Source organism: Paracoccus sp. NBH48, from assembly GCF_015390265.1.
GTDB classification, from domain to species: Bacteria; Pseudomonadota; Alphaproteobacteria; order Rhodobacterales; family Rhodobacteraceae; genus Paracoccus; species Paracoccus marcusii.
In genome coordinates this window covers 18,757-39,814 of the sequence record NZ_VUOJ01000007.1, presented here as the reverse complement: position 1 = coordinate 39,814, position 21,058 = coordinate 18,757, and the positions used below count along the sequence as shown (strand labels likewise).

Below are 21,058 nucleotides of genomic sequence, written 5' to 3'. Positions count from 1 at the left end.
CGCGACACCCAAGGGAGAGCCTGATGCAGTCCGACAACCCCACAGCCGCCATCCTGGTCATCGGCGACGAGATCCTGTCCGGCCGCACCCGCGAAGGGAACGCCCATCACCTGGCCCAGGTGCTGACCGCCACCGGCATCGACCTCCAGGAGATCCGCGTCGTGGCCGACGACACCGACCGCATCGTGGATGCGATCCGCGCGCTGGACCGGACCCTGGGCGGGGCATACGACCTGCTGTTCACCTCGGGCGGCATCGGGGCCTACGCATGACGACATAACCGCCGATGCCGTGGCCGCCGCCCATGGCACCACGGTCGAGGTCAATCCCACCGCACGCGCCCTGCTGCAGGAGCGCTGCGACCGCATGGGGGTCGAGCTGAACGAGAACCGCCTGCGCATGGCCCGCATCCCCGTGGGTGCGACGCTGATCGACAATGCCGTGTCGGCCGCGCCCGGCTTCTCGATCGGTGCGACCCATGTGATGGCGGGCGTCCCCGAGGTGTTCCGCGCCATGGTCGCCTGGCTGATCCCGCAGCTGCCCGTGGGCCGCCCCGTGCAATCCCTAACCGTCGAGGTCCGCCGCGGCGAAAGCGAGGTGGCCGAGGACCTCAAGGCCGTCGCCGCCGAATATGCCGACCTGTCTTTGGGGTCGTATCCGTTCCGTGACGATACGGGTTGGGGCACCAACCTGGTCGTGCGGGGCCTGGATGCCGCCCGCGTCGATCAGGCCATGGCCGCTCTGCGCGGACGCATCGGGTTGTGAGGCCCGCCCCCGATCTGGCCGCCGCCTTCGAGGCGACCTGGCCCGCGTTCGAGACCGTCCGCTGCGGCGGCTTCCTGGTCGGGCGAGGCGCAGGGGCGGGCGGGCGCGTCAGCTCGGCCATCGCGGTCGGTCCGTGGGGCGATGCCGACATCGACGCCGCCTGCGCCCGGCATGCCGCATGGGGCCAGCCGCCGCTGTTCCGTGCCTGGGACGATGAGACTGACCTGATCGCCGCCCTGACCGCGCGCGGCCTCGGCGCGCATATCCCGACCCTGGTCATGGCCGCGCCCATCGCCGCGCTGACCGACCGGCAGATCCCGCCCGTCACCGCCTTCGCGATCTGGCCCCCCCTGGCGATCCAGCGCCAGATCTGGGGCGCGGGCAACATCACTCCCGCAAGACAGGCCGTGATCGACCGCGTCCCCCCGCCCAAGGCCGCGCTTTTGGGTCGCATCCGTGATCGGGCCGCCGGCGCAGGCTTCGTCGCGCTGCATGACCGCACCGCCATGGTCCACGCCGTCGAAGTCCTGCCCACCTTCCGCCGCCAGGGCCTCGCCGGATGGATGATGCGCCAAGCCGCCCTCTGGGCCCAGGATCTCGGCGCCACACGCATCGGCCTGGCCGTCAGCCGCGCGAATACCGCAGCCCAGGCCACCTATGCCAGCCTCGGCTTCACCGCCGCCGGCAGCTACGCCTATTACGGCCCCGCCGCCTGACCCACCGGACCGACCGCGCCCGGACCGCAGGTCCGGGCGCCACCGACGGCCGCGACCCCGGCCCGTCAGGGCCGGTCAGGCGCGGCCGTCCGCCCCGCTTACAGCTCGGTCCGCAGCTCCCACAGGTCGGGGAACAGCACCACGTCCAGCATCCGCCGCAGATAGTTCACCCCCGACGTGCCGCCCGATCCGCGCTTGAAGCCGATGATCCGCTCCACCGTCGTCACATGGTTGAACCGCCAGCGGCGGAAGTAATCCTCGAAATCGACCAGCTTCTCGGCCAGTTCATACAGCTCCCAATACCGCACAGGGTCGCGATACACCGCCGCCCAGGCAGCCCGCGCCGCCGCGTCCGGCGCATGAGGTGCGTCCAGCACGGTGCGCGGGGCCACGTCGAACCCCGCCGCCCTCAGCCGCCCCAGAACCTCGTCGTACAGCGACGGCCGCGTGGCTTCCTCCCGCAGCGCCTCGGCCAGGTCGGGCCGATGCGCATGGGGCGCGATCATCGCCATGTTGCGGTTGCCCGCGACGAACTCGATCATCCGGTACTGATGCGACTGAAACCCGCTGCTCTCGGCCAGCGCGGGGCGAAAGGTCGAATATTCCGACGGCGTCATGGTGCGCAGCACGTCCCAGGCCGAATTCAGCTGCTCCATGATCCGCGCCACGCGGGTCAGCATCTTGAAGGCGGGCCGCAGATCGCCCACAGCGATCCGGTCGCGCGCCGCCCCCATCTCCAGCAGGGCCAGCTTCATCCACAGCTCGGACGTCTGGTGCTGGATGATGAACAGCATCTCGTCATGCGCGTCCGACAGCGGCGCTTGCGATGTCAGCAGCCGGTCCAGCCCCAGATAATCGCCATAGGACATGCGCCCGTCGAACGACATGCGCGCGCCTTCCTGTGCAGGGTCGATACTCATTGCTTCAGTCTGAACCTCTGGATCTTGCCGGTCTGGGTCTTGGGCAGGGCCGCGCAGAAGACCACCCGGCGGGGATATTTGAAGGGCGCGATCACGTCCTTCACATGCCGCTGCAACCGCTCCGCCGTCGCGGTATCGGGGGCGACGCCCGGTGCCAGCACCACATGCGCCTCGACGATCTGGCCGCGCTCCGTGTCCGGCACCCCGATCACCGCGCATTCCACCACGTCCGCGTGCGCCAGCAACGCCGCCTCCACATCCGGCCCCGCGATGTTATAGCCCGACGACACGATGATGTCGTCGCAGCGCGCCGCGAAATGGAACCGCCCGTCATCGTCCTGCCAGAAGGTGTCGCCGGTCAGGTTCCAGCCGCCTTGCACATACTCTGCTTGCCGCGCATCGTTCAGATAGCGGCAGCCGGTCGGCCCGATCACCGCTAGCCGCCCCATCTCTCCGCGCGGCACCTCCTGGCCCGCATCGTCCACGATCCGCGCGCGGTATCCCTGCACGGGCCGCCCGGTGCAGCCGGGATGGCTGTCGTCCAGCCGGTTGGTCAGGAAGATGTGCAGCATCTCGGTCGCGCCGATCCCGTCCAGCATCGGCTTGCCGGTGCGGTCGTGCCAATCCTGCCAGATGGGCGCGGGCAGGGTCTCTCCGGCGCTGATCGCCACGCGCAGGCTGGACAGGTCCGCCCCCTGATCCATCGCGCGCAGCATCACCCGGTACGCCGTGGGCGCGGTCACGCAGATCGTGGCGCGGTGGCGTTCGATGATCTCGATCATGTTCGGGGGCGAGGCGTTCTCCAGCAGCACCGCGCTGGCCCCGAAGCGCAGCGGAAACACCGCCAGCCCGCCCAGCCCAAACGTGAACGCCAAGGGCGGCGACCCCACGAAGACATCGTCGGGCGTCACCCCCAGCACCTCGCGCGCATAGCCGTCGGCGATGATCAGCAGGTCGCGGTGGAAATGCATCGTGGCCTTGGGCTCGCCCGTCGAACCCGACGTCATCCCCAACAGCGCCACGTCATCCCGCCCGGTCCGCACCGCCTCGAACCGCACGGGTTTCGTCAGCGCCGCGCGGTCCAGCTCCGCATCATGGTTCGCAGTGCCGTCGAACCCCACCACGGTGGTCAGCGTCGCCGAACCCTTGGCCGCCGCCACCAGCTCATCCATCAGCCGCGTGTCGCACAGCGCATGGGTCACCTGCGCCTTGTCGATGATCTGGGACAGCTCCTTGGCGCGCAGCATGGGCATGGTGTTCACGACCACCGCCCCCGCCTTGGTCGCGGCCAGCCAGCAGGCGACCATCGCGGGGTTGTTGGCCGACCGGATCAGCACCCGGTTGCCCGGCCGCAGCCCGTAATCCGCGACCAGCGCATGGGCCAGCCGGTTGGTCCAGTCCGACAGCTCCTTGTAGGTCCGCGCCCGCCCGTTGCCGACCAGCGCGACCCGGTCGCCAAAGCCGCGATCGACCATGCGGTCGGTCAGCTCGGCCCCGGCGTTCAGCCAGTCAGGATAGTCGTATCCGGACAGGTCGATCCGCGGCCAGCTGTCCTGCGGGGGCAGGTTGTCGCGCGTGAAGCTGTCCTCGTGCCCGCTTGGTCCCAGCATGATCGTCCCCCTATTCCGGCACCACGGCGGTGGCCTCGATCTCGACCTTGGCGCGGTCCTCGACCAGCGCCACGACCTGCACCAGTGCCATGGCCGGGTAATGCCGCCCGATCACGTCGCGATAGGCCGCCCCCACCTCGCGCAGCGCGCCAAGGTATTCGTGCTTGTCGGTGACATACCAGGTCAGCCGCACCAGATGCTCTGGCCCCGCGCCGCCCTCGGCCAGGACCGCCACGATGTTCTCCAGCACCTGCCGGACCTGCCCTGCGAAATCGTCGGTCTGAAAGACCTGATCCGCGTCCCAGCCCACCAGCCCGCCGGTAAAGATCATCCGCCCCCGCGCCATGATCCCGTTGGAATAGCCCGAGGCGCGCTTCCACGTCGCCGGATGCAGGGGTTCATGCATGATGCGCCTCCAAGGTCTGTCGAATGTCGTCGGGCCAGGGGGACGGGGTGAAGTCGCGGTCCATCCAGACCACGGTGGTCCGCGCCTCCACCCGGTCCCCGCCGCGCACCAGGAAGCGCGCGCTGGACCGGCCCAGATGCTCGACCACCAGCGTCCAGTCGAGCCGGTCGCCAAGCCGCGACGGTTTACGGAACGCCATTTCCAGCGCGACGGTGGGCATGCCCTGACCGGCCGCCATCATCGGGCCAAAGCCATGCCCCACGACCTCAAGGAAGAAGTTCTCCACCATGTGGTTCACCATCTCCGCATAGCGCGGATAGAAGACGATCCCGGCCGGGTCGCAATGGCAGAATTCGATAGGAATGGTGCGGTTATAGGTCATGCGCCCTCCAGGATGCTGCGGGCGATGACGACGCGCTGCACGTCGCTGGCCCCCTCATAGATGCGCAGGGCGCGGATCTCACGGTACAGGCTCTCGACCGTGCTGCCGGTGCGCACGCCGTCGCCGCCATGCAGCTGCACGGCCTGGTCGATGACCTCCTGCGCGATCTCGGTGGCGTACAGCTTGGCCATCGCCGCCTCGCGCGTGATGCGGGGCGCGCCCTGGTCCTTGGCCCAGGCCGCGCGATAGATCAGCAGGGCGGCGGCGTCGATCTTCAGCGCCATGTCGGCCAGATGCCCCTGGACCATCTGCAGCTCGGCCATCGGCGCGCCCTGAATCTGGCGCGACCGCACGCGGGCCAAAGCCTCGTCCAGCGCCCGACGCGCAAAGCCCAAGGCCGCGGCCCCCACCGTGGGCCGGAAATGATCCAGCACCGTCATGGCGATGCGGAACCCCTGTCCCGGCTGCCCGATCAGCGCGTCCCCCGGCAACCGCACCCCCGTCAGACGCAGATGCGCCAGCGGATGGGGGGCCATCACGTCGATGCGCCCGACCACCTCCAGCCCCGGTGTCTCTGCAGGCAGCAGGAAGGCCGACAGCCCCCGCGCGCCCGGGGCCTCCCCGGTCCGCGCGACGATCACATAGACATCCGCGATCCCGCCATTCGAGATATAGGTCTTTTCCCCGTCCAGAACCCACCCGTCGCCATCCCGGCGCGCCGTGGTCGCCAGCCGCGCCACGTCCGACCCGGACGCAGGCTCGGTCAGCGCAAAACCCGAAATCGCCCGGCCCGCCCGCGTCCGCTCCAGCCATTCCCGCTGCGCCGGACTGCCGAACAGCGTCACGGCCCCCATGCCCAGGCCCTGCATGGCAAAGGCGAAATCCGCCAACCCGTCATGGCGCGCCAGCGTTTCGCGGATCAGGCACAGCGCGCGCACGTCCAGCGCCTCGCCCCCCGAATGCGCCAGCCACCCGCCGTCCCCCAACGCCCGCACCAGGCCCCGGCAGGCCCCGTCCACATCGCCGTGATCCACCGGCAGCGCGCCCAGGGCCCAATCCTCCAGCCCCTGGGCCAGCACGCGATGCCTGTCTTCGAAGAACGGCCAGTCCAGAAAGCTGCGATCCATCTTCTTCACCCAAATATCCCGGGGTCCGGGGCCAGAGCCCCGGCGCCCTCAATTGCCTTCGAAGACTGGCGTCTGCTTGGCGACGAAGGCCCGATAGGCCCGCTCGAAATCGCGCGTGGTCATGCAGATGGCCTGGGCTTGCGCCTCGGCCTCGATCGCCTGGTCCAGACCCATGGTCCATTCCTGCAACAGCTGCGTCTTGGTGATCCCATGCGCCCAGACAGGCCCCGCCGCGATCGCCCGCGCCAGATCCATCGCGGCGGCGAAGACGTCGTCATGCAGGCTGTTCCAGAACCCCCACCGCTCGCCCTCCTCGGCGCGCAGCACGCGGCCGGTGTACAGCAGTTCCGCCGCCCGCCCCTGTCCCACGATGCGCGGCAGCATCGCGCAGGCGCCCATGTCGCAGCCCGCCAGCCCCACCTTGGTGAATAGGAACGCCGCCTTGGCCGAGGGCGCCGCCAGCCGCAGGTCGCTGGCCATGGCCATGATCGCGCCCGCGCCGACGCAGACCCCCTCGACCGCGGCGATCACCGGCTTGCCGCAATGGATCATCGCGCGGACCAGCTCTCCGGTCATGCGGGTGAAGGCCAGAAGCTGCGGCATCTCCATGCCGACCAGCGGGCCGATGATCTCGTGCACGTCACCGCCCGAACAGAAATTCCCGCCGTTGGAGGCGAGCACCACCACATCCACGTCCGACGCATGGGCCAGTTGTCGAAAGCAGGCGCCCAGTTCGGCATAGCTGTCGAAGGTCAGGGGGTTCTTGCGTTCGGGGCGATTCAGGCGGATCACCGCGACGCGGTCCGTGACCTCCCACAGGAAATGCTCGGGCGCCAGATCGGCCATGGGGACGGGTTTCATTCGGGCCTCCCGGCGCGGGACAGGATGTCGCGCAGCGCCTCCAGATCGGTTTCGGACAATCGGCCCAGGATCGCGTCGACCTCGGCCTCATGGCCCAGGGCCATGATCTCGAACGCCTCCAGGCCTTCGGGCGTCAGGCGCACGCGGATGCGGCGGCGGTCGCCGTTCTCGGCCTCGCGGCGGACCATGCCGTCGGCCTCCAGCCGGTCGACGACCGCCGTGGCATTGCCGTTCGACACCAGCAGCAGGCGCGACAGCTCGGACATGGTCACGCCTTCGCGCCTGCGCCACAGCGCCGCCATCACGTCGAAGCGGGGCAGGGTGGTGCCGTGCGCGCGGCGCAGATAGTCGCGCAGGTGGTTCTCGGCCCCCCGCGTGACGCCCAGAAGGCGGATCCAGGTCTTCAGCCGCCGCTTGGACAGGTCGGTCATGCGCTCTCGCCCCCGTCCAGGACGATGGCCTGGCCGTTCACGCTGGCAGCCCCCGGTGACGCCAGCCACACAGCGGTCGCCGTGACCTCGGAGGGCGCGATCAGCCGCGCCTGCGGGTTCTTGCCCGCCAGCGCGGCCACCGCCGCGTCCTGATCGCGTCCGGTCTTTTCCATGATGTTGGCGATGCTGCGCCGCGTCATCTCGGTATCCAGATAGCCGGGGCAGATCGCGTTGACGGTGATCTCCTTCTTCGCGACCTCCAGCGCCAGGGACCGCACCAGGCCCATCACCCCATGCTTGCTGGCCGCATAGGGCGCCGCATAGGCCGCCCCGCGCACCCCCGTGATCGAGCAGATGGCGATCATCCGCCCCCCCGGTCCCATCTGGGCCAGCGCCTGGCGGAAGGTTAGGAACACCCCGGTCAGGTTCACCGCGATGATGCGGTTCCAATGCTCCATCGTGACCTTGCCGAAGGGCGCGGCCTCGGCGATGCCGGCATTGGCGATGACCACGGGGCAGGGCCCGGCCGCGTCAAAGATCGCGCACACCTGATCCTCGTCGCTGACATCGCCCGGCACGGCGCGGATCAGGCCCCCCGCCACCGCCTCCAGTTTCGCCGCATCGCGCCCGGTGATGACGACCTCATGGCCCTCAGCCGCAAAGGCGCGGGCCATGTCGGCCCCCGTGCCGCTGCCGCCGCCGGTGATCAGGACGCGGGTCATGCGCGGATCTCCTCGGCCTGCTTGGCGGCCAGTCGCCGCGCCTGATCGCGGCCTGCGTGATAGGGCAGGGGCCAGTCCGCCGGATCACCAAGGGCCGTCGCCGCATGCAGCGTCCAATACGGGTCGGCCAGATGCGGCCGCCCGATGGCCACCAGATCGGCGCGCCCGGCCATCAGGATGCCGTTGGCCTGATCGGCGTCGGTGATGTTGCCCACCGCCATCGTGGCCAGCCCCGCCTGGTTGCGGATGCGGTCCGAGAAGGGCGTCTGAAACATCCGCCCATAGACGGGCCGCGCCTCGGGCGTCGTCTGACCGGCCGAGACGTCGATGATATCCGCCCCCGCCGCATGGAAGGCCCGCGCGATGGCGACCGATTCGTCGGGCGTCACCCCATCCTCGGTCCAGTCCGTGGCCGAGATGCGCACCGACATGGGCCTGTCCTCGGGCCAGACGGCGCGCATGGCGGCGAAGACCTCCAGCGGCCAGCGCAGGCGGTTCTCCAGGCTGCCGCCATAGTCATCCGTGCGCCGGTTCGACACCGGCGACAGGAACCCCGACAGCAGATAGCCATGCGCCGCATGCAGTTCGATCATGTCGAAGCCTGCCGCATCCGCCATGCGGGTCGCGGCCACGAACTGCTGGGTCACCGCCTCCATGTCGGCGCGGGTCATCTCCTGCGGGACGGCATTGCCCTCGGACCAGGGCAGGGCGGAGGCCGCCATGATCGGCCAGTTCCCCTCCGCCAGCGGCCGGTCCATCCCCTCCCACCCGATGCGGGTGGAGCCCTTGCGGCCCGAATGGCCGATCTGGCAGCAGATCCTGGCATCAGTCTCGGCATGGACGAAATCGGTGATCCGCCGCCAGGCCGCCTGATGCTCGGGCGCGTAGAGGCCCGGACAGCCGGGCGTGATGCGGCCCTCGGGGCTGACACAGGTCATCTCGGTGAAGACCAGGCCCGCGCCGCCCTTGGCGCGTTCGCCGTAATGGACCAGGTGCCAGTCGGTCGGGCAGCCCCCCTGCGCCTTGTACTGCGCCATGGGCGAGACGACGATGCGGTTCTTCAGCGCCATGTCGCGCAGGCGGAAGGGCGCGAAGATCGGCGCGCGGCCCGGCTGGCCGCCGGCCTGCCGTTGGAACCAGTCCTCGGCCTCGCGCACCCAATCCGGGTCGCGCAGGCGCAGGTTCTCATGCCCGATGCGTTGGCTGCGGGTCAGCAGGGAATAGGTGAACTGGATCGGGTCTAGGTCCAGGTAACGCTCGACCTCCTCGAACCATTCCAGGCTGTTTCGGGCGGCCGATTGCAGGCGCAGCACCTCGATGCGCCGTTCCTCCTGATAGCGTTCGAAGGCGCGGGGCAGGTCAGGTTCGGAATGCAGGTAATCGGCCAGCGCGATGGCGCTGTCCAAGGCCAGCCGCGTGCCGGACCCGATCGAGAAATGCCCCGTCGCCGCCGCATCGCCCATCAGCACCACGTTCTCATGATACCACCGCTCGCAGATGACGCGGGGAAAGTTCATCCAGACGGCGGAGCCGCGCAGATGCGCCGCGTTCGACATCAGCTCGTGCCCGCCCAGATGATCCGCGAAGACCGCGCGGCAGGTCTCGACGATCTGCTCTTTCGTCATGCCCTCGAAGCCCATCGCATCCCAGGTCTCTTGCGCGCATTCCACGATGAAGGTCGCGGTGTCGGCATCGAATGAATAGACATGCGCCCAGAGCCAGCCTTGGGGCGTCTTTTCGAAGATGAAGGTGAAGGCGTCGTCGAATTTCTGTTTCGTGCCCAGCCAGACGAACTTGCAGCGGCGCATGTCGATGTCGGGGCGGAACACGTCCGCATACTCAGTGCGGACCTTGCTGTTCAGCCCGTCGCAGGCGACGACCAGGTCATAGTCGCGGCGGTAATGTTCGGCGGTCTGGAACTCGGTCCGGAATTGCAGAGTGACGCCCAGGTCGCGCGCCCGCTCCTGCAGCAGGATCAGCAGCTGCCGCCGCCCGATCCCTGCGAAGCCATGCCCGCCGGAGACCTGCCGGTGCCCATCGCGGACCACCGCGATGTCGTCCCAGTAGATGAAGTGGTCGCGGATCGCCTGCGCCGAAGGCGGGTCGTTTTTCTGCAGCCGCGACAGGGCGTCATCGGACAGCACCACGCCCCATCCGAAGGTGTCGCCCGCGCCGTTGCGCTCCAGCACAGTCACGTCATGCGACGGGTCGCGCAGCTTCATAGAGATCGCGAAGTAAAGGCCCGCAGGCCCGCCGCCCAGACAGAGAATCTTCATCCCGTGCCACCTCCTGCGCTGCAGGCTGGCACGGGTCCGAAATCATTTCAAGCTTGAAACTTCTCTGGCGATGGAGGCTGCGATCATCGCGGGCACTTCGGGGGCCAGACCCACCGGATCAAGGCGCGGGCCGGAGAAGCCTGCCTGATCCAGCGCCTGCGGCAGGTCATCGGTCACATGCTCGGCGCGTAGCGCAAACAGCGGCAGGCTGATGGCGCGTTCCAAATCGCGGGCGGCATCGGCGATGAAGGGCTCCTGTTCGACGAAGCCCGCGACGACGCGGGCGAAACGCGGCGCGATGCGGGCGGCCAGCGCCATGGTGATGTCATGGCTGGCCTGACCGCGCTGCGAGCCATGCGCAGACAGGAGCAGCGTCGTGTCGGAGAGCGCCCAGCCCTGGGCCTCCGCGGCCTGCCGCGCCTTTTCGACGACCAGCGCGTCGAGGCCCGGATCGGTGCCGAAGGGGCGCATGATATGCGCGCCCGGCGCGCCGGCCTGGGTCAGGCGGCGGGGCAGTTCGATGCCAGTGAACCAGCCCTCGGCCATGAACATCGGGTAGATGATGCAGTCGCTGCGGCAGGTGCGGGGCAGGGCGTCGGGGTCGGCGAGCGTCGCGCCAAGGACCTCGACGCCGGGGGCGTGGGCCGCGACCTGGGCGGCCAGCGCCTCGATGGCGGCCTGCTGGGGGGCGGGGTCGCCGGGCTGGCCATGCGAGACGATGACGGCGCGCGACAGGGTCTGCGGCTGATCGGCGTCGTGGAAGTATTGGGCCAACGCCTCGGGCATGGGGAATTCGGCCAGGGCGCGGGCGCGGGCCTCGGCCGACATCTTGCGGGCGGTCTTTTCGATGATGCGGGGGATCTTGTGGTCGGGTTGTTCGGCCATGAAGTCGCCCAGATACCAGCGGATGAAGGTGAAGCAGATCACATCCTCCAGCGCCTGCACCTGGGGGTCGCGCTTGATGCCCTGTTTCGTCAGCATCTTGCGGGCGCGGTCGATGTCATCGGCGTCATAGCCCGCATCGGCCATGATGCCCGCGATGCGATCCGCGTGACGGCGGCCCTGTTCCTGGCGCCAGGCCAGATAGCCGGGGCGGTTCATCGGATAGTCGGCCCGCGGCAGCAGCCAGCGTTCGACATGCTGGCCGCGGCAGGCGATGCGCAGAACGTCGTCGGCGTCGGGGAACAGGCGCTGCTGTTCCGCCGTCATGCGCTGGCCATAGAGGAGGTTCGCAGGCTTGCCGCCGTCCAGGTTCGGGTCCTGGGCATTGGCGGCATCGATGGCGGTGAAAGCATGGTCGAGGCGGGTCATCGCGGGCTCCGGCTGGTTCGGGGGGAGTGTGCGCGGGGCGCGCGCGGGTGGCAAGCGGGCAGGGGGGCGCCGCCCCCCGTCCTGCGGACTCCCCCCCGGGGTATTTGGGCAAAGGAGAAATCTCAGGGCAGGGCGAAGAGGTCGGGGATGTCCCGGCGGTCGTCCAGAAGGATCTGTGCGGTCAGGTCGGCGATCAGCGGGGCCATGCCGAAGCCGATCTTGAAGCCGCCATTGACGATCAGGTGGCCGGGGCGGCCGGGCCACGGGGCCAGCACCGGCGCGCGCGAGCGGGCGCGGGGGCGCAGGCCGGCCCAGATGTCGAGGACGGGTGCATCGGCCAGCGCCGGGCAGATCGCGACGGCGCGGGCCAGCAGGTCCTGGGCCTGATGATCGGGGTGTACGGTGTCGTAGGTGTTTTCCGAGGTCGAGCCGATGGCCGTGGTGCCGTCCGCATGGGGCACGATATGCAGCCCGTCGGCAAAGACCTGAGGGCTGTCAGGGGCGGCGTGCGAGAGGAGCAGCGACTGACCCTTGACCCCCTGACCGATCTTGCGGTCCAGCGCGCTGTTCAGCGCCACAAGTCCCGGCGTGCCCGTGGCCCAGATCGTGGGGATGTGGCCATCGGGGGCCGGCGTATGTTCATGGATCTGGCCGCCCCCGGCGCGGATCGCCGCGACCAGGGCCTGCAGGGAGGCGCGGGGGTTCAGGCGGGCCGTCAGCCCGTCGGTCAGCCACAGGCCGGTGGGGCTGGGCGGGATCAGCGGGCCGTGCGGATCGCGGGTCAGTGCCATGCCCATGGCGGCGGGCCACTGGCGCGCGGCGGCCGCGATGCGGTCGGGCAGGCGGGCGGCGGTATCTATGTCGGGCACGGGTTGCAGGCGGCCGGTGCGGGCGTAACCCGTGGGCAGGCGGGACTCCAGTTCGACGCTGGCCCAGAAGGCTGGGGCGGCCAGAAGGCTGTCCAGCTGCAGCTGTTTCTTGATGTTCCAGGGGTCGGGCGCATGGGGGGCCAGGGCGCCCACATGGCCGCCCGAGGATCCTGCGCCGATGGTCGTGGCCTCGAACACGGTGACCTGCGCGCCGCGCCGGATCAGCGCCCAGGCACAGGCCAGCCCGAAGACGCCGGCCCCCGCCACATGGATCACCCTTGCCAAAGCCGCGTCCTTTCCCGACAGATGCGTCATGAGCGACCTAACCCATCCCCGCCCCGATGACGAGCCTGCGCTGGACTGGCGCGATGGGGGCGTTCCCGTGTCACAGCAGTTCGACGACCCATATTTCAGCCTGGGCGGCGGGCTGGAGGAGACGCGGCACGTCTTCCTTGCAGGCAACGACCTGCCGGCACGGCTGAGGCCGGGGTTCCACGTGGCCGAGACGGGGTTCGGCACCGGTCTGAACGCATTGGCGCTGGCGCAGGTGGCGACGGTGCCCGTGCGGATGACCAGCTTCGAGGCCTTTCCGATGAGCCGCGTCCAGCTGGAGCAGGCGCATGCCGCCTTTCCCGACCTGGCGGAGCTGGCAGCGCAGCTGCGCGACGGATGGGGGCAGGGGGTGATCCGCGTGGGACAGGTCGCGCTGACCGTGGTCCTGGGCGATGTGCGCCGGACGTTGCCCGCGTGGCGGGATGCGGCGGATGCGTGGTTCCTGGACGGGTTCTCTCCGGCCAAGAACCCGCAGATGTGGGGCGCGGACGTGATGGCCGAGGTGGGCGCGCATACCGCGCCGGGGGGCACGTTCGCCACCTATACCGCCGCGGGCCATGTCCGCCAGGCGCTGTCGGATGCCGGGTTCGACGTCCTTCGCAGCCCCGGTTTCGGGCGCAAGCGCCACATGTGCCGGGGGCGGCTGAGGACGTCGGACGGCTGAATCCGCGGTCCCGCACTGGCAATCGGGGCGGGCAGGGCCTATCTGCGGGACCGGACAGCTGTGCGCGAGGCGCGCCACGGTCCCCGAACTCACCTACAGGAGAGGCCCATGGGCGCGATCATCGACATCGACCACCTGTCCAAGGAATATGGCAGCGGCACCAAAGCGCTGGACGACGTGACCCTGTCCATCGACGAGGGAGAGATCATCGCGCTGCTGGGCCCCAACGGGGCGGGCAAGACCACGCTGATCTCGATCATCTGCGGGTTGGTGGTGCCGACCGGCGGCACGGTCCGCGTGGGCGGGCACGACATCCGCACCGACTGGCGCGCCGCGCGCAAGCTGATTGGCCTGGTCCCCCAGGAAATCGCGCTGGAACCGTTCGAGAAGGTCATCAACTGTGTCCGCTTCACCCGCGGGCTGTACGGCATGCCCCCGGACGAGGCCTATATCGAGCGCATCCTGCGGTCGCTGTCGCTGTGGGACAAGCGCGACGCCGCCACGCGGGAACTGTCGGGCGGCATGAAGCGCCGCGTGCTGATCGCCAAGGCGCTGTCGCACCAACCCAAGGTGCTGTTCCTGGACGAACCCACGGCGGGTGTCGACGTCGCCCTGCGCCGCGAGATGTGGCAGGTCGTGGGCGATCTGCGCCGCGAGGGCGTGACGATCATCCTGACCACCCATTACCTGGAGGAGGCCGAGGAGATGGCCGACCGCATCGGCGTCATCGCCAAGGGCAGCCTGCTGCTGGTCAAGCCGACCAGCGAGCTGATGGGAGAATTCGGCAAGAAGACCCTGTCGATCGAGCTGGACCAGCCTTTGGCCGCGATCCCCGGCGATCTGTCCGGGCGCGGGCTGTCGCTGTCGGATGACGGGCGGCGGCTGTCCTTCGAATACGACACGCGGGCCGAAACGCACCGGCATCGCGCGCCTTCTGGGCGATCTGGCCGCGCGCGGCATCACCGTGCGCGATGTGTCCACGCGGCAATCCAGCCTCGAGGACGTCTTCCTTTCCCTGGTCTCCGAGGACGCGGCATGAGCATCAACTGGTTTGGCGTCTGGTCCATCTTTCACCACGAGATGATGCGGTTCTTCCGCACCATCTGGCAGTCGCTGGCATCGCCCGTGCTGTCCACGGTGCTGTATTTCGTCGTCTTCGGCGCGGCCATCGGCGGGCGCATCCAGTCGGTCGAGGGGGTCGAATACGCGGCCTTCATCGTGCCCGGCCTGATGATGCTGACCGTGCTGCAGCAGGCCGTCAGCAACGCCAGCTTCGGCATCTATTTCCCCAAGTTCAGCGGCACGATCTATGAATACCTGGTGTCGCCCGTCGGCTGGATCGAGGTGACGATGGGCTTCGTCGGCGCGGCAGCGGTCAAGTCGATCCTGATCGCGCTGGTGATCCTGCTGACCAGCTTCGTCTTCGTCGGCGTCCACATCCTGCACCCGTTCTGGATGGTGGCCTTCCTGGTCCTGTCGTCGATCGGCTTCAGCCTGCTGGGCTTCATCATCGGGCTGTGGGCCAAGTCGTTCGAACAACTGCAGATCGTGCCGATGATGGTCATCATGCCGCTGGTCTTCCTGGGCGGCGCCTTCTACTCGGCCAGCATGCTGCCGCCCTTCTGGGAGGGCGTGGCCAAGCTGAACCCGGTCCTCTACCTGATCTCGGGGTTCCGCTGGTCGTTCTTCGGACTGGCCGACGTGCCGGTGGGGGTGTCGCTGGTGGCGGTGGGGATCATGGTCGTGATCTGCCTGGCCATCATCCGCTGGATCTTTGCCACCGGCTGGCGCCTGCGCGACTAGGGGCGCAGGCTGCCGCAGATCCGCGCCTGCGGGTCCAGGCGCACGTATTCGCGGGCCGAGATAATCTTCATCTCCATCGAGCGGTTCCAGCCCCCGAACCACCGCTCGCGGATGCCGCCACGATAGAAGTTGCCCATGATCTGATCGACATAGGGTGGGATGATCTGGGTGCCCTGGATGCGCGGCGCGTGAAACCCGATCCGCGCCTGCGGCCCCAGGCAGGCATTGGGCATCGTCGTCAGGATCGTGCAGGCCGACCGGCAATAGCCGCGGATGCGCACCGTGCGGCCCGACGATGCCAGCTCCTGCCGGGTCTGCACCATCTCCAGCACGTTGCCGCCGCGGTTGTTCCACACGTCGATGAACTCTCCCGCGCGCTGGATGCCTTGCGGCTGCTGAGCCAGGGCAGGGGTCGCGACCGTCAGGGCGGCGGCAAGGATCAGGGCAAGGCGGCGGGGCTTCATCATGGCGACATCTGGTCCTTTTTTCGGGCGGTGGTGAAATCACGTTCCGGCGACGACGGGCATCGGGAACGCGCACTGCCGTGAACCGGTTGCCCGCGGGGGACGTTGGGCCCGCGAACCCATATCGGAGAAGCCCATGTTCCGCCTGCTCAAGCTGTTTGCCATCTTCAAGATGATCCGTCGTTTCATGGGCCGCCGCTGACCGCGGAACGGACTTCCCCCGCGATCCAGAATCGCTTATGTGCGGCGGATGCAGCAGAACCCGCCCGAACTTCGCCCCGACCTTGCGCGTGCGCGCATCCCGGATGACCGCCGCGACGGTCAGCCGACCATCGGCATGGTCAGCCTTGGCTGCCCCAAGGCCTTGGTGGACAGCGAACGCATCCTGACGCGCCTGCGGGCCGAAGGCTATGCGATCAGCGCCGATTACCATGGTGCGGATGCCGTGGTGGTCAACACCTGCGGGTTCCTGGACAGCGCCAAGGCCGAGAGCTTGGATGCCATCGGCGAGGCGCTGCGCGAGAACGGCCGTGTCATCGTCACCGGCTGCCTGGGGGCGGAACCGGATTACATCACCGGTGCGCATCCCAAGGTGCTGGCCGTGACCGGTCCGCATCAGTACGAACAGGTGCTGGACGCGGTCCATGCCGCCGTGCCGCCGCAGCCCGATCCGTTCATCGACCTGCTGCCCGCCAGCGGGGTCAGCCTGACGCCGCGCCATTACAGCTATCTGAAGATATCGGAAGGCTGCAATCACAAGTGCAAGTTCTGCATCATCCCCGACATGCGCGGCCGTCTGGTCAGCCGCCCGGCCCATGCGGTGGTGCGCGAGGCCGAGCGCCTGGTGCAGGCCGGGGTGCGGGAACTGCTGGTCATCAGCCAGGACACCAGCGCCTATGGGCTGGACCTGAAGCACGCGACCGACCGGGGGCACCGCGCCCACATCACCGATCTGGCGCGTGATCTGGGCAGCCTCGGGGCCTGGGTGCGGCTGCATTACGTCTATCCCTATCCGCATGTGCGCGACCTGATCCCGCTGATGGCGGATGGCCTGGTGCTGCCCTATCTGGACATCCCGTTCCAGCACGCCCACCCCGACGTCCTGCGCCGCATGGCGCGCCCGGCGGCGGCGGCCAAGACCCTGGACGAGATCGCCGCCTGGCGCGACATCTGCCCCGACATCACCCTGCGCTCGACCTTCATCGTGGGCTATCCCGGAGAGACCGAGGCAGAGTTCCAGACCCTGCTGGACTGGCTGGACGAGGCGCAGCTGGACCGCGTCGGCGCCTTCCAGTACGAAAACGTCAAGGGCGCGCGGGCCAACGACCTGCCCGACCACGTGCCTGCCGAGGTCAAGCAGGACCGCTTTGCGCGGTTTATGGAAAAGGCCCAGGCCATCAGCGCCGCCAAGCTGGAGGCCAAGGTCGGCCAGCGCATCCAGGTGATCGTCGACGAGGTCGACGAGCGCGGCGCCACCTGCCGCACCAAGGCCGACGCCCCCGAGATCGACGGAAACCTGTTCATCGACGAGGGGTTTGACGCCCTGTCGCCGGGCGATATTGTGACCGTGACGGTGGACGAGGCGGGCGATTATGACCTTTGGGGAACACTTGAGCGCTGACGCCCTGTCGCGCCTGGTCACCACGCTGACGATCAGCCCGGCCTTCGATCCCCAGGGCCTGCCCCGCAAGCCCGGCGCGCTGTGCATCGGCGCGCAGAAGGCCGGGACCAGCTGGCTGGCCCAGATGCTGGGCCAGCATCCGCAGGTCTGGATCCCGCCCTTCAAGGAGGTGCAGTATTTCAACCATCTGCACATCCCCGAACACCGCCGCTGGATCGCCTGGCATTACCGCAACAAGCCGCAGGAGATCCGCGACCGCCACAAGGCGCGCAAGGTCGAGCTGCAGCCCGAGCTGGACGCCTATCTGACGGCCATCACCAGCGGCAAGATGTTCCACAACCAGTGGTACAAGCGCGTCTTCGCCCCCGCGCCCGAACACGCGATGCCGATGGATTTCACCCCGGAATATTCCGGCCTGCCGGACGAGGGGGTGCAGGCGGTCCGCGACCTGCTGCCCAAGGCGCGCGTGATCTATCTGATCCGCCACCCCGTCGATCGCGCCATATCGCAGCTGCGCATGAACCTGCGCCGGGAAAAGCGCGTGCCTGTGACCGAGGCCGACTGGCTGGCCGAGGTCGCGAACCCGGTCCTGGATGAACGGGGCGACTATGCCGCCTATCTGCCGCGCTGGCTTAGGCGCTATCCCGACATGCTGGTCCTGCCCTTCGGTCGGATCGCGCGCGCGCCGCACCGGGTGATGGACGCGGTCGAGGCGCATCTGGGGCTGGGCCCCTGCTTCTACGCCAACCTGACGCAGAAGGTGTTCGCCAATCCCGACGGCCCGATGCCGCCCCCCGCGGCCATCGTCGCGCTGGAGGCGCGCCTGGCCCCCCAGATGGACGCGCTGCGCGACATCATGGGCGGCGATTTCATGGACGAGGTGCGCTGATCTTCCATCGGACGCCCGTTTCCCTTACAAAGCGGCAAATTCACAGGAGTTTCCGATGGCGTCCTATCAGTTCGTCTACCACATGGACGGCGTGTCCAAGACCTATCCCGGCGGCAAGAAGGTGTTTGAGAACATCAAGCTGAACTTCCTGCCGGGCGTCAAGATCGGCGTCGTCGGCGTCAACGGATCGGGCAAATCCAGCCTGATGCGCGTGATGGCCGGCATCGACAAGGATTTCACCGGAGAGGCCTGGGCCGCCAAGGGCGCGACCGTCGGCTATCTGCCGCAGGAGCCGCACCTGGACGAAAGCCTGGACGTGCGCGGCAACGTCATGCTGGGGGTCGCGGCCAAGCAGGCCAAGCTGGACCGCTATAACGAGCTGGCGATGAACTACTCGGACGAGACCGCCGAGGAGATGTCCGCCCTGCAGGACCAGATCGACGCCGAGAACCTGTGGGACCTGGACAGTCAGGTCGATGTCGCGATGGAGGCCCTGCGCTGCCCGCCCGACGACGCCGATGTCAGCACCCTGTCGGGCGGCGAACGCCGCCGGGTCGCGCTGTGCAAGCTGCTGCTTGAGGCGCCCGACATGCTGCTGCTGGACGAACCGACCAACCACCTGGACGCCGAGACCATCGCCTGGCTGCAAAAGCACCTGATCGAATACAAGGGCACGATCCTGATCGTCACCCACGACCGCTATTTCCTGGACGACATCACGACCTGGATCCTGGAGCTGGAGCGCGGCCGCGGCATCCCGCACGAGGGGAACTATTCCTCGTGGCTGGACGCCAAGGCCAAGCGCGTGGCGCAGGAGGCCCGTGAGGACAAGTCCAAGCAGAAGGTCCTGGAGAAGGAACTGGAATGGATCCGCGCCGGGGCCAAGGCCCGTCAGGCCAAGCAGAAGGCCCGCGTCAACGCCTATAACGAGATGGCCAACAAGACCGAGAAGGAGCGCATCACCAGTGCCCAGATCATCATCCCGAATGGCGAGCGCCTGGGCGGCAAGGTGATCGAGGTCATCGGCCTGAAGAAGGCGATGGGCGACAAGCTGCTGATCGAGAACCTGGACTTCACCATCCCGCCCGGCGGCATCGTCGGCGTGATCGGTCCGAACGGCGCGGGCAAGTCGACGCTGTTCCGCATGCTGACCGGCCAGGAGCAGCCCGACGAGGGCACGATCACCCTGGGCGAGACGGTGCAGCTGTCCTATGTCGACCAGTCGCGCGACGCGCTGGGCGACAACCACAACGTCTGGGAGGAGATCAGCGGCGGCGCCGAGCTGATCGCCCTGGGCGACGCGACGATGAACAGCCGCGCCTATTGCAGCGCCTTCAACTTCAAGGGCAGCGACCAGCAGAAGAAGGTCGGAACCCTGTCGGGCGGCGAACGCAACCGCGTGCACATGGCCAAGCTGCTGAAGTCGGGCGGCAACGTGCTGCTGCTGGACGAACCGACCAACGACCTGGACGTCGAGACGCTGCAGGCGCTGGAGGCGGCGCTGGACGACTTCGCGGGCTGCGCGGTGATCATCAGCCACGACCGCTTCTTCCTGGACCGTCTGTGCACGCACATCCTGGCGTTCGAGGGCGACGCCCATGTCGAATGGTTCGAAGGCAATTTCGAGGCCTATGAGGAGGACAAGATCCGCCGCCTGGGCCCCGATTCGGTGAACCCCAAGCGCGTGAAGTACAAGAAGTTCACGCGCTGATCGCACCTGTTGCGGCAATGAAAAAGGCGGCCCCCGCGGGGGCCGCCTTTCGCGTTCGGACCGTTTCGATCAGAACCGGAACGAGGCGCGCACCTGCACCATGTCGGAATCGATGTCGAAACCCGACACGTCGTTGACGTCGTCGAAGTCCTGGCGGGTGTATTCCGCGCCCAGGGTCATGCGCTCGGTGACCTTGAAGTCGGCGCCGATGCCATAGGTGAAGGCGGTTTCGGACAGGTCGTCCGTTTCGACATGGGCAGCGCCCAGAGAGACGTAGGGCATGAAGCGGCCCAGGTCATAGCCCGCGCGGCCGCGCAGCCGGACCAGGTCGCCTTCGCCGGCCTCGTCCAGGTCGATGCGGTTGTAGTCCAGCTCGCCGCCCAGGACGAACTGGCCGAAATCGCGGTTGTAGCCGCCGTGGACGCCGTAGGCATCGAAGTCCAGCGAGTCGGCGTCGCTCAGGTCGGCATCGCCCTGGCCGTACTGCAGACCGGCATAGAAGCCGGTCCAGTCGGACACGGGTGCCGCGACGGGGGCGACGACGGGTGCGGGGGCGGGCTCGACCACGGGGGCGACATAGCCACCGGCATGGGCGGTGACGGCGAACAGGCTTGCGCCCAGGGTTGCGAATGCAAGTTTCATGATGGGGGTCCTTCTCAGTCTGATGACGGGGCAGACCTAACCGTCTGACCCTGCTGCCGAAAGGTTGACGCCCGGAATGCCCGTGCGCGGCGTTGCATGGTCGCAACCACAGGCTTGTGAACCCGCGTGAGCGACGCCGGCCGAACCCGTGCATGGGGCCGCACAGGGGGCCTGTGCCGATCACAACCTGCCGCCAAAGCCAGGGCGCTCAGGCCGAGACGCGCGGTTCACCGCCTGCGCGGACCTTGTCGAGGCCGTGCGCCTGTCAGGATGTGACCTGCCGGGCCCCGCCGCAGGACCGCTTGCCGGTCATGGCCGGATTGGTCGGCAGGGGGGCGTCGGGTGTGCGGGCGTCCTGGGGGGCGGGGATCACGATGGGCGCGGGCGCCGGGGCCTGGGGCGGCCCGGTCTGGGCCCAGGCCGCAGGGGCGGTCAGGGCACCCAAGGCCAGCGCGGTCAGGAACGATCGGGGCATGGGACAGTCCTTTCGCAGGGGACGACTGCCTCAGGGTGCGCCCGAATCACGCTTCCGCAA

20 protein-coding genes and 2 pseudogenes are annotated in these 21,058 nt (G+C 68.5%); 8 read left to right on the top strand and 14 right to left on the bottom strand.

Annotation, left to right across the window (positions count from 1 at the left end; all coding sequences use genetic code 11):
- The first annotated feature begins 23 nt into the window (after positions 1-23).
- A pseudogene (locus F1642_RS12745) lies at positions 24-765 on the top strand (competence/damage-inducible protein A).
- A complete protein-coding gene (locus tag F1642_RS12740) occupies positions 762-1,481 on the top strand; it encodes a GNAT family N-acetyltransferase (protein WP_194886396.1) in 720 nt (239 codons plus the stop codon). Before F1642_RS12745 ends, F1642_RS12740 begins: the two are co-directional and overlap by 4 nt.
- A gap of 98 nt (positions 1,482-1,579) precedes the next feature.
- Here the strand turns inward: F1642_RS12740 and F1642_RS12735 are convergent, their stop codons facing one another.
- The 11 genes from F1642_RS12735 to F1642_RS12680 form a co-directional block, all read right to left on the bottom strand.
- A complete protein-coding gene (locus F1642_RS12735) occupies positions 1,580-2,401 on the bottom strand; it encodes a tryptophan 2,3-dioxygenase (RefSeq protein ID WP_194886395.1) in 822 nt (273 codons plus the stop codon).
- The gene (locus F1642_RS12730) at positions 2,398-4,011 is read right to left on the bottom strand and encodes a benzoate-CoA ligase family protein (protein ID WP_194886394.1); all 1,614 of its coding nucleotides are present in this window, start codon (positions 4,009-4,011) and stop codon (positions 2,398-2,400) included. Before F1642_RS12730 ends, F1642_RS12735 begins: the two co-directional genes overlap by 4 nt.
- A gap of 10 nt (positions 4,012-4,021) precedes the next feature.
- Positions 4,022-4,417, bottom strand: a complete 396-nt coding sequence (locus F1642_RS12725; RefSeq protein ID WP_194886393.1) for a RidA family protein — start codon at positions 4,415-4,417, stop codon at positions 4,022-4,024.
- The gene (locus F1642_RS12720) at positions 4,410-4,799 is read right to left on the bottom strand and encodes a thioesterase family protein (RefSeq protein ID WP_194886392.1); all 390 of its coding nucleotides are present in this window, start codon (positions 4,797-4,799) and stop codon (positions 4,410-4,412) included. Before F1642_RS12720 ends, F1642_RS12725 begins: the two co-directional genes overlap by 8 nt.
- A complete protein-coding gene (locus F1642_RS12715) occupies positions 4,796-5,926 on the bottom strand; it encodes an acyl-CoA dehydrogenase family protein (protein ID WP_194886409.1) in 1,131 nt (376 codons plus the stop codon). The genes F1642_RS12720 and F1642_RS12715 overlap by 4 nt, the downstream gene beginning before the upstream one ends.
- A 48-nt stretch (positions 5,927-5,974) precedes the next feature.
- On the bottom strand, positions 5,975-6,787 hold the full coding sequence (locus F1642_RS12710; RefSeq protein WP_084693878.1) for an enoyl-CoA hydratase family protein: 813 nt from the start codon (positions 6,785-6,787) through the stop codon (positions 5,975-5,977).
- Complete coding sequence (locus tag F1642_RS12705) at positions 6,784-7,218, bottom strand: MarR family winged helix-turn-helix transcriptional regulator (RefSeq protein ID WP_046001243.1); 435 nt, start codon at positions 7,216-7,218, stop codon at positions 6,784-6,786. The genes F1642_RS12710 and F1642_RS12705 overlap by 4 nt, the downstream gene beginning before the upstream one ends.
- A complete protein-coding gene (locus tag F1642_RS12700) occupies positions 7,215-7,940 on the bottom strand; it encodes an SDR family NAD(P)-dependent oxidoreductase (RefSeq protein ID WP_194886391.1) in 726 nt (241 codons plus the stop codon). Before F1642_RS12700 ends, F1642_RS12705 begins: the two co-directional genes overlap by 4 nt.
- A complete protein-coding gene (locus F1642_RS12695; RefSeq protein ID WP_194886390.1) occupies positions 7,937-10,216 on the bottom strand; it encodes a bifunctional salicylyl-CoA 5-hydroxylase/oxidoreductase in 2,280 nt (759 codons plus the stop codon). Before F1642_RS12695 ends, F1642_RS12700 begins: the two co-directional genes overlap by 4 nt.
- A gap of 42 nt (positions 10,217-10,258) precedes the next feature.
- A complete protein-coding gene (locus F1642_RS16575; protein ID WP_370582874.1) occupies positions 10,259-11,527 on the bottom strand; it encodes a DUF4202 family protein in 1,269 nt (422 codons plus the stop codon).
- Positions 11,528-11,649: 122 nt separating this feature from the next.
- Positions 11,650-12,681: an FAD-binding oxidoreductase gene (locus F1642_RS12680; protein WP_255522438.1), complete on the bottom strand. Its 1,032-nt coding sequence runs from the start codon at positions 12,679-12,681 to the stop codon at positions 11,650-11,652.
- 28 nt (positions 12,682-12,709) lie between these two features.
- On the opposite strand from F1642_RS12680, the gene mnmD reads away from it, so the two are divergent.
- From mnmD to F1642_RS12665, 3 genes and pseudogenes are all read left to right on the top strand, one after another.
- Positions 12,710-13,393: a tRNA (5-methylaminomethyl-2-thiouridine)(34)-methyltransferase MnmD gene (gene mnmD / locus F1642_RS12675; RefSeq protein WP_194886388.1), complete on the top strand. Its 684-nt coding sequence runs from the start codon at positions 12,710-12,712 to the stop codon at positions 13,391-13,393.
- A 108-nt stretch (positions 13,394-13,501) separates the two neighbouring features.
- Positions 13,502-14,432: pseudogene (locus tag F1642_RS12670) on the top strand (ABC transporter ATP-binding protein).
- A gap of 2 nt (positions 14,433-14,434) precedes the next feature.
- Entirely contained in the window at positions 14,435-15,196 is a 762-nt protein-coding gene (locus tag F1642_RS12665) for an ABC transporter permease (protein ID WP_045983333.1), read from the top strand.
- Here the strand turns inward: F1642_RS12665 and F1642_RS12660 are convergent.
- Entirely contained in the window at positions 15,193-15,663 is a 471-nt protein-coding gene (locus F1642_RS12660) for a hypothetical protein (protein WP_239441348.1), read from the bottom strand. The genes F1642_RS12665 and F1642_RS12660 overlap by 4 nt on opposite strands.
- Before the next feature lie 247 nt (positions 15,664-15,910).
- Here F1642_RS12660 and rimO point away from each other — a divergent pair, with 247 nt between their 5' ends.
- Genes rimO through ettA form a run of 3 tightly spaced genes read left to right on the top strand, consistent with a single transcriptional unit; the run spans position 15,911 to position 19,881 of the window.
- Positions 15,911-17,281: a 30S ribosomal protein S12 methylthiotransferase RimO gene (gene rimO / locus F1642_RS12655; RefSeq protein ID WP_194886387.1), complete on the top strand. Its 1,371-nt coding sequence runs from the start codon at positions 15,911-15,913 to the stop codon at positions 17,279-17,281.
- A complete protein-coding gene (locus F1642_RS12650) occupies positions 17,271-18,170 on the top strand; it encodes a sulfotransferase (protein WP_194886386.1) in 900 nt (299 codons plus the stop codon). Before rimO ends, F1642_RS12650 begins: the two co-directional genes overlap by 11 nt.
- 55 nt (positions 18,171-18,225) lie before the next feature.
- The gene (ettA, locus tag F1642_RS12645; protein ID WP_045983314.1) at positions 18,226-19,881 is read left to right on the top strand and encodes an energy-dependent translational throttle protein EttA; all 1,656 of its coding nucleotides are present in this window, start codon (positions 18,226-18,228) and stop codon (positions 19,879-19,881) included.
- A 69-nt stretch (positions 19,882-19,950) separates the two neighbouring features.
- On the opposite strand, the gene F1642_RS12640 is transcribed toward ettA, so the two are convergent.
- Positions 19,951-20,523, bottom strand: coding sequence for an outer membrane protein (locus F1642_RS12640; RefSeq protein WP_046001250.1), 573 nt, complete (start codon positions 20,521-20,523; stop codon positions 19,951-19,953).
- A 265-nt stretch (positions 20,524-20,788) separates the two neighbouring features.
- Positions 20,789-20,998 (bottom strand): hypothetical protein, encoded by a 210-nt coding sequence (locus F1642_RS12635; RefSeq protein ID WP_045983312.1) that lies wholly within the window; start codon positions 20,996-20,998, stop codon positions 20,789-20,791.
- Positions 20,999-21,058: the final 60 nt, after the last annotated feature.